The organism is Streptomyces sp. NPDC006012 (assembly GCF_042871185.1).
GTDB lineage: Bacteria > Actinomycetota > Actinomycetes > Streptomycetales > Streptomycetaceae > Streptomyces.
This window is the reverse complement of the sequence record NZ_JBIAIE010000007.1, coordinates 343,874-358,784: the sequence shown is the minus strand read 5'-3', so window position 1 is coordinate 358,784 and position 14,911 is coordinate 343,874. Positions and strand designations below refer to the sequence as shown.

The window sequence follows — 14,911 nt, the reverse complement described above, 5'->3', positions numbered from 1 at the left end:
GTCCGTCTTGGCCTTGCGCAGCGTGTCCGCCTGCGCCTTGCCCCGGCCCTCCGCGACCGCCTCCGCCAGATTCGCGAAGACCACCGTCGCCCACAGCCAGGCACTGATCGCCCAGCCGAACCAGTCACCCGGGTCCTTGAAGGAGAAGACCGTGGTCAGCAGCGAGCCGACCCACACCACGAACATCACGGGCGACTTGATCATCACCCGCGGATCGAGCTTGCGGAACGCCTCCGGCAGCGACTTGAGCAGTTGCTTGGGGTCGAAGAGGCCCGCTCCGACACGGCCCTCGGCGGACTTGTGCCCGGTGGGTACGTCGCTGTGCGGCGCCCTGGTGGGAGTGGCTGTGGACATGGAGTCCTCTGACTTCTGTGTACGAGTGGCCATCACGACGCCAGCCCTTCGGCGAGCGGACCCAGCGCGAGGGCGGGGAAGTAGGTGAGGCCGGTGATGATCAGGATTGCGCCGACCAAGAGGCCGGTGAACAGCGGCTTCTCGGTGCGCAGGGTGCCGGCGGTGACCGGCACGGGCTTCTGCTCGGCGAGCGAGCCGGCCAGGGCGAGGACGAAGATCATGGGCAGGAAGCGGCCCAGGAGCATCGCGACCCCCGTCATGGTGTTGTACCAGTCGGTGTTCGCGTTCAGGCCGGCGAAGGCCGAGCCGTTGTTGTTCGCCGCCGACGTGAAGGCGTACAGCACCTCGGAGAACCCGTGCGCACCGGAGTTGAGCATCGAGTTCGGCGGGGTGGGCAGCGCCAGGGAGATCGCGCTGAGGACCAGGACCAGGGCCGGGGTGATCAGGATGTAGCAGGCGGCGAGCTTGATCTCCCGCGCGCCGATCTTCTTGCCCAGGTACTCGGGGGTCCGGCCGACCATCAGACCGGCGATGAACACCGCGATGATCGCCATGATCAGGATGCCGTAGAGGCCGGAGCCGGTGCCGCCGGGCGCGATCTCGCCGAGCATCATGCTCAGCATCGTGATGCCGCCGCCCAGTCCGGTGAACGAGGAGTGGAAGGAATCCACCGCGCCGGTCGAGGTGAGTGTCGTGGACACCGCGAAGAGAGACGAGCCGCCGATGCCGAAGCGGACCTCCTTGCCCTCCATCGCTCCGCCCGCGGCCTGGAGCGCCGGGCCGTGGTGGGCGAACTCGGTCCACATCATCAGGGCGACGAAGCCCAGCCAGATGGTGAACATCGTGGCGAGGATGGCGTAACCCTGCTTCACCGAGCCGACCAGCACACCGAACGTGCGGGTGAGGCAGAACGGGATGATGAGGATCAGGAAGATCTCGAAGAGGTTCGTGAACGGGGTGGGGTTCTCGAACGGGTGGGCCGAGTTGGCGTTGAAGTAGCCGCCGCCGTTCGTGCCCAGTTCCTTGATGGCCTCCTGGGAGGCGACCGCGCCGCCGTTCCACTGCTGCGAGCCGCCCATGAACTGTCCGACCTCGTGGATGCCGGAGAAGTTCTGGATCGCACCGCAGGCGACGAGGATCACCGCGGCGACGACGGCCAGCGGCACCAGGATCCGCAGCGTGCTGCGCACCAGGTCGGTCCAGAAGTTGCCGAGCTCACCCGTGCGGGAGCGCACGAAGCCGCGCACCAGCGCCACCGCGACGGCCATGCCGACGGCGGCGGAGAGGAAGTTCTGCACGGCGAGACCGGCGGTCTGCACGACGTGCCCCATGGTCTGCTCGCCGTAGTACGACTGCCAGTTCGTGTTGGTCACGAACGACACGGCCGTGTTGAACGACTGCGCCGGGTTGACCGACGAGAAGCCGAGCGAACCGGGCAGGACGCCCTGGAGCCGTTGCAGCAGGTAGAGGAAGAGGACGCTGACCGCGGAGAAGGCGAGGACACCGCGCAGATACGCGGGCCAGGTCATCTCGGCGTTCGGGTTCGCGCCGATGCCCTTGTAGATCCACTTCTCCACGCGTAGATGCTTGTCGGAGGAGTAGACCCGGGCCATGTAGTTGCCGACGGGGATGTAGACGAGCGCCAGCGCGCCCACGAGGGCGAGCAGCTGGAGCACGCCCGCTAGTACCGGACCCATGTCTGAACTCAGAACCTCTCCGGGAAGATCAAGGCGAGGACGAGATAACCCAGCAGGGCAACAGCCACCACCAGGCCTACGACGTTCTCAGCGGTCACAGCTTCGCCACCCCCCTGGCGACAAGGGCCACCAGCGCGAACAGCGCGATCGTGGTGACGACGAAGGCCACATCGGCCATCGCGAACTCCTGGAATGAGGTTCGGTTGAAACGGACGGTTCGAGGAAAACGCCTGAGTGACCGATTCCGGTCGCTCGTTGACAGCTCCCATACGGCGGCCCGCTCGGCTTTGACGGGCCTCTTACGGCCCTGGGCCGCCGGCGGCCGGTCCACCCCGCCCGTCGGTGACCTGCCTCACAGGATTCGGACGGTCCGGCGTGCGGCGGGAAGACCGGGGCAAAGGCGGGCGCTCCGCGGCGGTGGACCCCGCGGAAAGCCTCCCGGGCGAAGGCGTACGGCGGGCGGTCGTCCCGGCGAGCGGCTGACGCAGGCACCGCGAGGCGGCCCAAGGGCGCGGGTGCACAGAGCGCGCCGGCCCTGACACCGTCTTGACGTGCCCGGCCGACGGGACGGCAGACGCAGGCACACCGCCGGCAGGTGAGGGCGGCGCGGAAGGGACCGCGCCGCCCGGCTCGCGGCCCCCGTACCGCGCCCCCGTGCCACGCACAGCCTGCCACCCGGGCACCGGGCGTCTCATCGGCCAGGAGCGCACTCGCCTTGACGTACGGTGCACTGTCCGAAGGCACCCCGGGGACCACCTGCCACCGGGTACCCCCGTGGCGGGCGCGGCCGCTCCCGGCGTACCCTCCCAAGCGGCGTCACCGGGGGGAGGGTCATGCTCACCACAGTGCTGGACACCGCCCGTCTGCGGCCCGGCGAACGGACCGCGGCCTGGGCCGAGGTCACCGGCCTCGCGCTGGTGAACACCCTGATCCGCTTCCTGGTGCAGGAACCCGATCAGGTGAGCGCCCGGATCCGGACACTGGCGCTCGGTCCGGTCCAGCTGTCGGTGATGTCCTACACACCGCTGTCGTCCCGGCGCACGGCCCGGCTGATCCGGCAGTCCGATCCCGAGCAGTACCAGCTCGGGCTGACCGTGGCGGGGCACCAGCGGATCGAGCAGGCCCGGTCGAGCGCCGCGCTCGGTCCCGGCGAACTGGTGCTGTACGACAGTTCGCGGCCGTTCACCGCCGTCTCGGGCCCACAGCCCGCCGGGACCCGGACCGTCCTGCTCCAGTTCCCCCGGGCACTCATGCCCCTGCCGGAGGCGGACGTCGCGCCGCTGTGCGGTACGGCGCTGGACTCGCGGTCGGGTGTCGGCAGGCTGCTCGGCCTGATGCTCAACGGCCTGGTGGAGACACACGGCGATCTCACGCCGGGTGACACCGCCCGGCTCGGCAACACCGCGATCGATCTCACCGCGGCCCTGCTCGCCCACCACAGCGGCCGGCCGCTCCCGGACGGGTCCCGGCAGCGCGCCCTGTTCCAGCAGATCGGCGCCTTCATCGCCGCCCGTCTGCACGACCCCGGTCTGAAGCCGGGCACGGTGGCCGCGGCGCACTTCATCTCGACCCGTTATCTGCACCGCATCTTCCAGCAACACGGCACGACGGTCGGCGAGTTCGTACGACAGCAGCGCATCTCCCGCTGCCGGCGGGATCTGGCGGACCCGGCGCAGCGCACGGTCCCCGTCGCGGTCATCGGCGCGCGCTGGGGGTACCCGGCACCGTCCGACTTCACCCGTGCCTTCCGTACCGCCGTCGGTCTGACGCCCAGTGAGTACCGGGCGATCAGCCAGGCCCCGCGGTCAGCCGGCGGGCGCGGCGAAGTCCGCGGCCGCTGACGCGCCGACGAGTTCCACCGCGTCGCCGAGGGCGTGTTCGGCGACCCGCGCGACGACGTGAGCGGGGATGTCGTCGAGCCGGCAGGTGGAGTGGAGCAGGGCTGCGGGGACCCGCCCAGCCGTCCGGAATTCAGCTGGTCGGGCCCGCCCCCTCACTTGTTCGGGATTCGGGAGGGGGGCCGCCCCGCCTCAGCCGCCGACGTACGCCGCGAGGTGCTCGCCGGTGAGGGTGGAGCGGGCGGCGACGAGGTCGGCGGGGGTGCCCTCGAAGACGATCCGGCCGCCGTCGTGACCGGCGCCCGGGCCGAGGTCGATGATCCAGTCGGCGTGCGCCATGACCGCCTGGTGGTGCTCGACCACGATCACCGACTTGCCGGAGTCGACGAGCCGGTCGAGCAGGCCGAGCAACTGCTCGACGTCGGCGAGGTGCAGGCCCGAGGTCGGCTCGTCGAGGACGTAGACGCCGCCCTTCTCGGCCATGTGCGTGGCCAGCTTGAGGCGCTGGCGTTCACCGCCGGAGAGGGTGGTGAGCGGCTGGCCGAGGGTGAGGTAGCCGAGCCCGACGTCGGCGAGCCGGGTGAGGATCCGGTGCGCGGCGGGCGTGCGCGCCTCGCCCGCGCCGAAGAACTCCTCGGCCTCGGACACCGGCATCGCGAGAACCTCGCTGATGTCGCGGCCGCCGAACGTGTACTCCAGGACCGAGGGCTGGAACCGCTTGCCCTCGCAGTCCTCGCACGGCGAGGAGACCCCGGCCATCATCCCCAGGTCGGTGTAGATGACGCCGGCGCCGTTGCAGGCGGGGCAGGCGCCCTCGGAGTTGGCGCTGAACAGCGCGGGCTTGACGTCGTTCGCCTTGGCGAACGCCTTGCGGATCGGGTCGAGCAGCCCGGTGTACGTCGCCGGATTGCTGCGCCGGGACCCGCGGATCGGGCTCTGGTCGACCGGGACCACCCCCTCGTCGACGGGGATCGAGCCGTGCACCAGGGAGCTCTTGCCGGACCCGGCGACGCCGGTGACGACGGTGAGCACACCGAGCGGGACGTCCACGTCCACACCGGTCAGGTTGTTCACCGACGCGCCGCGGATCTCCAGCACACCGGTGGGCTCGCGCACCGTCCCCTTCAGGACCGACCGGTCGTCGAGATGGCGTCCGGTGACGGTCTCCGAGCCGCGCAGCCCCTCGACGCTGCCCTCGTAGCAGACGGTGCCGCCCCCCGTGCCGGCGCCGGGACCCAGGTCCACCACGTGGTCGGCGATGGCGATCAGCTCCGGCTTGTGCTCCACGACGAGCACCGTGTTGCCCTTGTCCCGCAGGCGCAGCAGCAGGTCGTTCATCCGCTGGATGTCGTGCGGGTGCAGCCCCGCGGTGGGTTCGTCGAAGACGTAGGTGACGTCGGTGAGCGCCGAGCCGAGGTGCCGGATCATCTTCACGCGCTGCGCCTCACCGCCGGAGAGCGTGCCCGCCGGCCGGTCGAGGGCGAGGTAGCCGAGGCCGATCTCCACGAACGAGTCCAGCGTGTGCCGGAGCTTCCCGAGCAGCGGCGCCACCGAGGGCTCGTCGATGCCGCGGATCCACTCGGCGAGGTCGCGGATCTCCATCGCGCAGGCGTCGGCGATGCTGATCCCCCCGATCTTCGAGGACCTGGCGCCCTCGCTCAGCCGGGTGCCGGCGCACTCGGGACAGGTGGCGAAGGTCACCACCCGCTCCACGAACGCCCGGATGTGCGGCTGCAACGCGTCGATGTCCTTCGACAGCATCGACTTCTGGATCCGCGGGATCAGGCCCTCGTACGTCAGGTTGATGCCGTCGACCTTGATCTTGGTCGGCTCCTTGTGCAGCAGGTCGTGCAGTTCCCGCTTCGTGAACCTGCGGATCGGCTTGTCCGGGTCGAAGAAGCCGCAGCCGAGGAAGATACGGCCGTACCAGCCGTCCATGCTGTAGCCGGGGATCGTCAGCGCACCCTCGCTCAGCGACTTGCTGTCGTCGTACAGCTGGGTCAGGTCGATGTCGGAGACACTGCCCCGGCCCTCGCAGCGCGGGCACATGCCGCCGGTGCGGCTGAAGGTCGCCTTCTCGGTCTTCTTGTTGCCCTTCTCGACGGTGATCGCGCCGCTCGCCCGGACCGAGGGCACGTTGAAGGCGAAGGCGCCGGGCGGGCCGACGTAGGGCTTGCCGAGGCGGCTGAAGAGGATGCGCAGCATCGCGTTGGCGTCGGTCGCGGTGCCGACCGTGGAGCGGGGGTCGGCGCCCATGCGCTGCTGGTCCACGATGATCGCGGTGGTCAGCCCGTCGAGCACGTCGACCTCGGGCCGGGCGAGATTGGGCATGAAGCCCTGGACGAAGGCGCTGTAGGTCTCGTTGATCAGCCGCTGGGACTCCGCGGCTATGGTGGCGAACACCAGTGAGCTCTTGCCCGAGCCGGACACCCCGGTGAACACCGTCAGCCGGCGCTTCGGGATCTCGACGCTGACGTCCTTGAGATTGTTCTCACGCGCGCCGTGCACCCGGATGAGGTCGTGGCTGTCGGCGGTGTGCGACGCGGGCGTCCGCGCGTCCGTGCTCGTGGCCTTGCTCATCGTCTCTCCCTCTGTTGCTGGCTGTTGCCTTGCCGGTCCGCCGCCGGGGTCGTAGCCGCCGTGGCCGGCGAGGGCGCGGCGCGGCCCGTGGTCCGTTCGGGGTGCCGGCCGGATGCCGGGCGGGCCGGGCCGGCTCCGTCCGGGCGCGCTCGGCGCAAAGGCCGGGGTCTGCCGCCAGGAGGTGACCGGACGGCGTGGGCGGGCCGGGGTTTCAGAGCCAGGTCCGGCCTCGGCAGGGGGAGTCCGGGGCGCCACTGCCCCGGAGCGGGGCGGGCGGCCTGGCCGCCGTCAGAGGATAGCCCGCTCGCGCACCCGCATGGCCACCCCTTTCGAATCCCGGTCCGCCCCGTCCCACGCCCCCGTCAGGCGCCGCCGGGCCGTGGGGCGGGCGCGGCGGCGGCCCTCCGGGCGGTGTCGGCGGCCCGTGCGATGCTGGGTGACATGACACTTGAGGACCTGGTGAGACTGCGCCGTGCCCGGGACACGATCGACCGCGACTACGGCCGGCCGCTGGACGTGCCCGCGCTGGCGGCCATCGCCCTCATGTCGCCCGGCCACTTCTCCCGCAGCTTCCGCGCCGCCTTCGGCGAGACGCCGTACAGCTATCTGATGACCCGCCGTATCGAGCGCGCCAAGGCGCTGCTGCGGCGGGGCGATCTGAGTGTGACGGAGGTCTGCTTCGAGGTGGGATGTACGTCACTGGGCTCGTTCAGTTCGCGCTTCACCGAGTTGGTCGGCGAGAGCCCGAGCGCCTACCGGGCCCGCAGCCACGAGGCCGGCGCCGCGATACCGGCATGCGTGGCGAAGGTGCTCACCCGCCCGGTCAGAAGGCCCGGACCCGCCGCCCGCAGGCAACCGGTCAGGAACGGAGAAGCGGAACGGGCCGCCGCCTCGTAGCGTCGAGGGCATGAACATCAAACTCTCAACGTGCTTCATCGCCGTCGACGACCACGACAAGGCGCTCCCCTTCTACCGCGACGTCCTCGGCCTGGAGGTGCGCAACGACGTCGCCTTCGAGGGGATGCGCTGGGTGACCGTCGGGTCGCCCGACCAGCCCGGCGTGGAGATCGTCCTCGAACCGCCGCTCGCCGACCCGGGCGCCTCGCCGGCCGACCGGCAGGCCATGGCGGAGCTGCTGGCCAAGGGCCTGCTGCGCGGCGTGATCTTCTCCACCGACGACGTGGACGCCACCTTCGAACACATCCGGGCCGCCGGCGGTGACGTCCTCCAGGAGCCCATCGACCAGCCCTACGGCGTCCGGGACTGCGCCTTCCGCGACCCGGCGGGCAACATGCTCCGCTTCAACCAGCGCCGCACCGGCTGACCCGGCTCCCCTGTTTCAGAGAGGTCTCCGCTGCCCTCCCACGCGGGTCTGCCGGTCGTCTCGCACACGTGTCCCCCGTCGTACCGGCGGGGCGGACGGCGGACTCCCGATTGCGTCCGGTGCGCAGCGTGCTCAAGGTCGGAGCGTGAGCACGTCTTCCGCACCGCTGCCCGAGCCCGCCGTACCGTACGCGCCCGTGCGCCGGCCCCGGGCCGGACGGGCGCGGCGCAGGTGGCATCCGGCTCCGGCCGGTGTACTCGCGGCCCTCGCCCTGTTCGTGGCGGTCCGCGCCGCCGGCGTCGTGGCGGTGGCCGTGACGAGCCGGCTGGCCGGCCGGCCGCTCACCAAGAACCTCGCCCATTCCTGGGACTCCACCTGGTACCTGCACATCGCCACGCACGGCTACGGGCGCCTGATCTGGATCACCAAGACAGGTGAGGTGCAGACGGACTGGGCGTTCTTCCCGCTGTACCCGGCCCTCGTCCGGGCCGTCACGACCGTCGTGCCGCTCTCCCCCGGCGCCGCCGGACTGCTGCTCGCCTGGAGTGCCGCGGTCGTGGCCGCCTGGGGCGTCTACGCGATCGGCCACCACGTGTACGGGCGAGCCGTCGCCACCGCGCTCGTGGCGCTGTGGGCGTCGCTGCCCCACTCGGTGGTGCTCACCCTCGCCTACACCGAGCCGTTGTTCGCCGCGCTCGCCGCCTGGTGTCTGTACGCCGTGCTCAAGGGCCGCTGGCTGACGGCCGGTGCACTGGCGGCCCTGGCCGGACTGTCCCGGCCGAGCGGCATCGCGGCGGTGGCGGCCGTGCTCGTCGCCGCCGGACACGAGACCGTGCGCCGCCGCGGGCGGGTCCCGCCGGGTCTGTGGGCGGGCGCCGTGCTCGCGCCGCTGGGCTGGGTGGGCTACGTGCTGTGGGTGGGCCGGCGGACCGGCGACCTGTTCCACGGCTACTTCCGGGTGCAGAGCGCCTGGAGCTCCCGGCTCGACCTCGGGATCGGCGCCCTGCGCTTCCTCAAGGCGCTGTTCCTGCACGGCGGCGGGGTCGTCTACCCGCTGGCCCTCGTGGTGGTCGCCGCCGGTGTCCTGCTGTTCGGCCTGCTGTGCCTGGAGCGCGCCCCGCTGCCGCTGGTGGTGTTCGCGGGTGCCCTGGTGCTGCTGGTGGTGGCGGTGTCCGGCCCGTTCGCCTCCAAGCCCCGCTTCCTGCTGCCCGCGTTCCCGCTGCTCGTCCCCGTCGCCCGGGCACTCGTACGGACCTGGCGCACGCGGCGGCCGAAGGCTCTGCTGCTGGGCGGCACGCTGACGGCGGTCTCACTGGCGTACGGAACGTTCCTGACGGCGATCGCGCATCAGCCGCTGTGACCCGGTGGCCACGCGGCCCGGACTGCGACGACGGGGACGCCCGGACCGGCCGCGAGGCCGGTCCGGGCGTCCCGTCGGTGAGGTCGTCCGGAGGATCAGACCAGGTCGAACCGGTCGAGGTCCATGACCTTCGTCCAGGCGTCGACGAAGTCCTTCACGAACTTCTCCTTCGCGTCGTCGCTCGCGTAGACCTCCGCGAGGGCCCGCAGCTCGGAGTTGGAGCCGAAGACGAGGTCGGCACGGGTGCCGGTCCACTTGACCGCGCCCGAGGCGTCACGGGCCTCGAACGTGGTCTGGTCCTCGGAGGCGGACTTCCAGGTCGTGCCCAGGTCGAGCAGGTTGACGAAGAAGTCGTTGGTGAGCTTGCCCGGGGTCGCGGTGAGGACGCCGTGCTTCGACCCGCCCTGGTTCGCGTCCAGCACCCGCAGACCGCCGACCAGGACGGTCGTCTCGGGCGCGCTCAGCGTGAGCAGGTTCGCGCGGTCCAGCAGCAGGTACTCGGCCGGCAGGCGGTTGCCCTTGCCGAGGTAGTTGCGGAACCCGTCGTACGACGGCTCCAGCGCCGCGAACGACTCGGCGTCCGTGTGCTCGTCGGTCGCGTCGACCCGGCCCGGGGTGAAGGGCACCTCGACCTCGACACCGCCGTCCTTGGCCGCCTTCTCCACGGCCGCGCTGCCGCCGAGGACGATCAGGTCGGCCAGGGAGACCTTCTTCGCGCCGGCGTTGAACTCACCCTGGATGTTCTCCAGGGTGCGCAGGACCTGCGCCAGCTCGTCGGGGTCGTTGACCTGCCAGCCGCGCTGCGGCTCCAGGCGGATCCGGGCGCCGTTGGCACCGCCGCGCTTGTCACCGCCGCGGAAGGTGGCGGCCGACGCCCACGCGGCCTTGACCAGCTGCGAGACGCTCAGGCCGGAGCCGAGGATCTGGGCCTTGAGCGCCGTGACGTCCGCGGCGTCGATGGCCTCGCCCTCGGCCGCGGGCAGCGGGTCCTGCCACAGCAGGGTCTCCTCGGGGACCTCCGGGCCGAGGTAGAGCGACTTCGGGCCCAGGTCACGGTGGGTCAGCTTGTACCAGGCGCGGGCGAACGCGTCGGCGAACTGGTCCGGGTTCTCGTAGAACCGGCGGGAGATCTGCTCGTAGACCGGGTCGAAGCGCAGCGACAGGTCGGTGGTCAGCATCGTCGGGCGGTGCTTCTTCGACGGGTCGAAGGCGTCCGGGATGATCTCCGGGGAGTCCTTGGCGACCCACTGGTTGGCGCCGGCCGGGCTCTTGGTCAGCTCGTAGTCGTACTCGAAGAGGTTCTTGAAGAACCCGTTGCCCCACTGGGTCGGGGTGGTGGTCCAGGTGACCTCAAGACCGCTGGTGATGGCGTCCTTGCCGGCGCCCGTGCCATGCGAGCTGCGCCAGCCCAGGCCCTGCTGCTCCATCGGCGCGGCCTCGGGCTCCGGGCCGACGTTGTCCGCCGGGCCCGCGCCGTGGGCCTTGCCGAAGGTGTGGCCGCCGGCGATGAGGGCGACGGTCTCCTCGTCGTTCATCGCCATCCGGCGGAACGTCTCACGGATGTCGCGGGCCGCGGCGATCGGGTCCGGGTTGCCGTTGGGGCCCTCCGGGTTGACGTAGATGAGGCCCATCTGGACCGCGCCGAGCGGGTTCTCCAGGTGGCGGTCGCCGGTGTAGCGCTCGTCGTCGAGCCAGCCGGTCTCAGGACCCCAGAAGACGTCCTCCTCCGCCTCCCAGACGTCGGCGCGGCCGCCGGCGAAGCCGAAGGTCTCGAAGCCCATCGTCTCCAGGGCCACGTTGCCGGTGAGGATCAGGAGGTCGGCCCAGGAGATGCTCTGGCCGTACTTCTTCTTGACCGGCCACAGCAGACGGCGGGCCTTGTCCAGGCTGGCGTTGTCCGGCCAGCTGTTGAGCGGGGCGAAGCGCTGCTGGCCGGCGCCGGCGCCGCCGCGGCCGTCACTGATCCGGTAGGTACCGGCGCTGTGCCACGCCATACGGATCATCAGCGGACCGTAGTTGCCGAAGTCGGCCGGCCACCAGTCCTGCGAGGTCGTCAGCACCTCGGCGATGTCCTGCTTCACGGCCGCGAGGTCGAGAGCCTTGAACGCCTCGGCGTAGTCGAACTCCGCGCCGAGCGGGTTGGCCACGGCGGGGTTCTTCGCGAGGATCTTCAGATTGAGCCGGTCCGGCCACCACTGACGGCTGCTGCCGCCCTGGGTCGGGTGGTGTGCGCGACCGTGCGCGACCGGGCAGCCGCCTGTCTCCTCCGATTTCGCGTCAGTGACGATTGCCTCATTGTTCTCGGCCATGGGAATCCTTCCGGACTGGGCGCATCTTGGTGCTCAGGAACTGCTGGGGGTGGAACATCCGGGGCACAGGCCCCAGTAGATGACCTCGGCCTCGTCGATGACGAAGCCGCGATCGTTCGAAGCGGTCAGGCAAGGAGCGTCGCCGACCGCGCAGTCGACGTCGGCGACGGCACCGCACGACCGGCAGATCACGTGGTGGTGGTTGTCGCCGACCCGGCCCTCGAACCGGGCCGGGCTGCCGGCCGGCTCGATACGGCGGATGAGTCCGGCCGCGGTGAGGGCGTGCAGCCCCTCGTACACGGCCTGGACGGAGATGTGGCCGACCCGCTCACGCACCCCGGAGGCGATGACCTCGACACCGAGGTGGTCACCGTGCCGGACGGTGTCGAGCAGTGCGACGCGGGCGGCCGTCACACGCAGACCGGCACCGCGCAGCTCGTCAGCGACGGTGGGGGGCTGGGCTGCGGTCACGGCGCTCAACCTATCGCCTCAAAGGCGAACGATTCAAGAAAGCGAAGGGGACAAGTCTTACGCACCGGAACACGCCTGAGTTCACCCGGCCACCATCTGCCGCTCACCCGGAGTGCGGGAGGAGGAGGCAGGGCGCAGGGCGCAGGGCCAAGCGTCCGGGTTCTCACGGTCGCCGGGGGCCAGGCAGGCGGGCGCTCGGTGCGGCGCCGGCCCTGCCCATACCGCGTCACCGGGCTCGACACGAAGAAGCCGGATGACCGCCAAGGACCTACGCCCTTGTGCCGGTTCCCTGCGCTGCCGGACGGCGGCGGCCAGGAATGTGGCACGGGCCTGTGGCGGCGCGGGACACCGAGCGGGTACGGCCGACCTGACAACGGCGTCGGGCGATCTCCGTCAGCGTAGGGGCCGGCTTCCGGCCCTGATGCTCGTCCTGCCACGCGGCCGTCCGCGGCCGGAGGCCGGGGCCATCATGTCCCTGTCGGACCCCACCCGGCGGCCCGGCAAGGCCCACGCGTGCACCTGGACGGCCATGGCCGACGGCACCGTCTCCGGTGCCGTCCGCTCAAGGTGTGCGGTCGCAGACCGAGGGCAGCCAGGTCAGTTTCGGGTCGGTACGCAGGGTGTCCAGCGTCTTGAGCAGCGACGTCAGGTCGCCCGGGCGGGCGAGGAAATCGATGGTGGACTGGGCGAAGACGTCGCGCACCGCGGGCGGCATCGCGTCGGAGGCGTCGAAGCAGTGCACCGCCCTCCGGTCCCGCAGGGTGTCCGCGAGCCGACGCCGCTGGGTGCCCGGTGCGCCGTACGAGCCGGCCGGCACGCCGGTCCGGACCGAGAAGCCGGACTGCTGCACGCTCCACACCCGCCCGGCCTCGGTCGAGGCCAGATAGCGGATCAGCTGCTTCGCCGCGGGGGTCTCGTGCAGCAGGGCGACCAGGTCGCCGGAGACCTCCCAGGCGTCGGAGTAGCCGGTGCCCAGCAGCGTGGCGGACGCCTCGTAACGTCCGTCGGCCTTCTTCCAGTCGTCGTCGGCGCCGATGAACGACGCCTGGTGTTCCAGGCTGCACTGGGGCGATTTCTTCGCGAGGTACGCGGAGGCGTCCTGGTAGTGGGTCTCCAGGGCCCGGCTGACGAGCCGCTCGTTCTCGCCGCTGCCGACGACCAGGTCCCGCCAGGCCGTCCAGGCCCTGCGCACCGCGGGGTCGGTCCAGCGCAGTTCTCCGCGCGCCCACTTGTCGTAGGTGCGCCAGCCGGACTGCTGGAGCAGCAGGTCCTCGATCCAGTCCGTGCCGGGCCAGCCGCTGGTCGCTGCGGCGCCCAGGCCCAGGCACCACTGGGCGGGCTGCCCTGCGGCGTCCCGGCGCTGCTGTTCGGTCATGTCCCCCGGGTACCAGACGATGCTCTTGAGGTCCGCCTTGAGCGGGAACCAGTAGACGTGCCCGTCGATCCGGGTGGTCCAGGACGCGCTGAAGGCGCCTTCGGGGACGAGGCCGTCGAGCGATTTCAGCCGGCGCTGGGCGACGTAGGAGGCGAGTTCGCCAGGGCCGGTGAGCACCACCACGTCGGGCGGCGTCCCGGCCTCCACGTCGGCGCTGAGCACCTGGCTCTGGGCGGAGCTGCCCTGGTAGTCGACGTGGATGCGGTACTTGCGCTCGAAGGGGGCGATCACCGCGTCGCGGAAGGCGCGTTCGTCCTTGCCGGTCCAGTTGGCCAGCAGGGTGACGGTCGGTTCGCGGTCGTAGACCCGTACGCCCACGACGACCGCCGCGACCAGCAGGGCCAGGCAGCTCGCCAGGACGGTGCCGGTGCGGACGGCCCGCCGGGAGGGACCGCGGCGGGTGGCGGGGACGGCCGCCGGGCCGTTTCCGGGCGCGCTCACCGCGGCCTGAACCGGTAGTCGTTGATGTGCGGGCGCAGTCCCGCCTCGGCCAGCGCCATGAGCACGATGCCTCCGATCGCGATCCACACCGCCGCCGCGGCGCGGAAGCCGGTGTTCGCCAGGTAGGTCGCGGTCCGCCGGCCCGCGTCGGTGATGGCCTGGCCGGACAGCGGGCGGTCGAGCAGCCCGCGGGTGTCCGCCATGCCCTGGTGCGTCCACAGGGTGAACAGGCTCAGCGTCACGAAGCCGCCGAGCAGCACGGCGCCGGCCGCGAGGAGCTGCCGGTTGTAGCGGCGACGGAACCGGTCGCGCAGGAAGACCTGGGTCTCCGCCAGGGCCGCGGCCAGCGCGAGGACGAGCAGCGCGGTGACGCTCCAGCCGAGCCACAGCAGCCGTCCGAAGGACGTCTGCCGGCGGACGACGTGCCGCTGCTCCGCCCGGAGCAGGCCGAGCCGTGCGGTGATGCCGGAGTCCTTCTCCGCGAGGATGCTCGTCGCGTATCCGAGATAGGCCCGGCGCAGCACCGAGTCGGCCGGTTCGAGCTGGGCCTTGCCGACCATGCCGGCGTACACGGTGATCAGGCCGGCGACCGTCTGCAGGGCCTGGCGGCCCGTGGTGCCGCCCGCGCCGTCGGAGGCTGCGACGGCGAGGGACTGCACGGCCACCGAGATCTGCTTCTGGAACTCGCCGGTGGCCGGGGTCGCGGCGGTCGTCTGCGCCTCGGTGAGGGCGTGCTGCGCGGTGTCGATGGCGAGGACGGCCGGGCCGCTGGCGATGCGCAGCGGGTCGGCGTCGCCGTGCACGCCCTGGTAGGAGAAGAACAGGGCGACGCTGACGGCGGCGGACACGACCAGCAGCAGCCGTCGGCGCAGGGCCAGTTCGCGGGAGGTGGTGCTGGCGTCGCCCGGGCCGGCCGCGTCCGGGGTGCCGGTGCCGCGGGCGAGGACCGGGGCGAGCAGCCGGAACAGGCGGGTCGGCGCGGTCGGCGGGCGGGCCCGCCCGGGCGCCGCGGCCGGGGGCCGGGGCGGGATGTCCGTGGTGTTCTGCTTGCTCATTGCGGACTCACCTCCGTGACGGACGGCAGTTGGTGCGGGTCGCCGAG

Annotated in this window: 11 protein-coding genes and 1 pseudogene; 4 read left to right on the top strand and 8 right to left on the bottom strand. The window is 71.6% G+C overall.

Translation table 11 applies throughout. The annotated features are described in order from the left end of the window. From ACFYPJ_RS16660 to kdpF, 3 genes and pseudogenes are all read right to left on the bottom strand, one after another. Positions 1 to 354, bottom strand: a pseudogene (locus ACFYPJ_RS16660) (potassium-transporting ATPase subunit B); the annotation flags it as partial. 32 nt (positions 355 to 386) lie between these two features. After that, positions 387 to 2,051, bottom strand: coding sequence for a potassium-transporting ATPase subunit KdpA (gene kdpA / locus ACFYPJ_RS16655; protein WP_389016753.1), 1,665 nt, complete (start codon positions 2,049 to 2,051; stop codon positions 387 to 389). 8 nt (positions 2,052 to 2,059) lie between these two features. After that, positions 2,060 to 2,149, bottom strand: coding sequence for a K(+)-transporting ATPase subunit F (gene kdpF, locus ACFYPJ_RS16650; protein ID WP_009326374.1), 90 nt, complete (start codon positions 2,147 to 2,149; stop codon positions 2,060 to 2,062). Between the two features lie 735 nt (positions 2,150 to 2,884). Between kdpF and ACFYPJ_RS16645 the strand changes: the two genes are divergently transcribed. Next, positions 2,885 to 3,892, top strand: coding sequence for a helix-turn-helix domain-containing protein (locus tag ACFYPJ_RS16645; protein WP_389016750.1), 1,008 nt, complete (start codon positions 2,885 to 2,887; stop codon positions 3,890 to 3,892). Positions 3,893 to 4,081: 189 nt separating this feature from the next. On the opposite strand, the gene ACFYPJ_RS16640 is transcribed toward ACFYPJ_RS16645, so the two are convergent. Next, the gene (locus ACFYPJ_RS16640) at positions 4,082 to 6,469 is read right to left on the bottom strand and encodes an ATP-binding cassette domain-containing protein (RefSeq protein ID WP_389016747.1); all 2,388 of its coding nucleotides are present in this window, start codon (positions 6,467 to 6,469) and stop codon (positions 4,082 to 4,084) included. Between the two features lie 441 nt (positions 6,470 to 6,910). Between ACFYPJ_RS16640 and ACFYPJ_RS16635 the strand changes: the two genes are divergently transcribed. The 3 genes from ACFYPJ_RS16635 (at position 6,911) to ACFYPJ_RS16625 (ending at position 9,153) form a co-directional block, all read left to right on the top strand. Continuing rightward, the gene (locus tag ACFYPJ_RS16635; protein WP_389016744.1) at positions 6,911 to 7,366 is read left to right on the top strand and encodes a helix-turn-helix transcriptional regulator; all 456 of its coding nucleotides are present in this window, start codon (positions 6,911 to 6,913) and stop codon (positions 7,364 to 7,366) included. A 10-nt stretch (positions 7,367 to 7,376) separates the two neighbouring features. Continuing rightward, positions 7,377 to 7,793, top strand: coding sequence for a VOC family protein (locus tag ACFYPJ_RS16630; RefSeq protein ID WP_389016741.1), 417 nt, complete (start codon positions 7,377 to 7,379; stop codon positions 7,791 to 7,793). A gap of 145 nt (positions 7,794 to 7,938) precedes the next feature. After that, positions 7,939 to 9,153 carry a hypothetical protein gene (locus ACFYPJ_RS16625; RefSeq protein WP_389016738.1) on the top strand — a complete coding sequence of 405 codons (1,215 nt, stop codon included), beginning with the start codon at positions 7,939 to 7,941 and terminating at the stop codon, positions 9,151 to 9,153. 95 nt (positions 9,154 to 9,248) lie between these two features. On the opposite strand, the gene katG is transcribed toward ACFYPJ_RS16625, so the two are convergent. From katG to ACFYPJ_RS16605, 4 genes are all read right to left on the bottom strand, one after another. Further along, positions 9,249 to 11,462 carry a catalase/peroxidase HPI gene (gene katG / locus ACFYPJ_RS16620; protein WP_389016735.1) on the bottom strand — a complete coding sequence of 738 codons (2,214 nt, stop codon included), beginning with the start codon at positions 11,460 to 11,462 and terminating at the stop codon, positions 9,249 to 9,251. Between the two features lie 33 nt (positions 11,463 to 11,495). Beyond that, positions 11,496 to 11,933: a Fur family transcriptional regulator gene (locus tag ACFYPJ_RS16615; RefSeq protein WP_389016732.1), complete on the bottom strand. Its 438-nt coding sequence runs from the start codon at positions 11,931 to 11,933 to the stop codon at positions 11,496 to 11,498. A 562-nt stretch (positions 11,934 to 12,495) separates the two neighbouring features. Continuing rightward, a complete protein-coding gene (locus ACFYPJ_RS16610) occupies positions 12,496 to 13,809 on the bottom strand; it encodes an extracellular solute-binding protein (protein WP_389016730.1) in 1,314 nt (437 codons plus the stop codon). Further along, positions 13,806 to 14,864, bottom strand: coding sequence for a hypothetical protein (locus ACFYPJ_RS16605; RefSeq protein WP_389016728.1), 1,059 nt, complete (start codon positions 14,862 to 14,864; stop codon positions 13,806 to 13,808). Before ACFYPJ_RS16605 ends, ACFYPJ_RS16610 begins: the two co-directional genes overlap by 4 nt. Positions 14,865 to 14,911 lie beyond the last annotated feature (47 nt).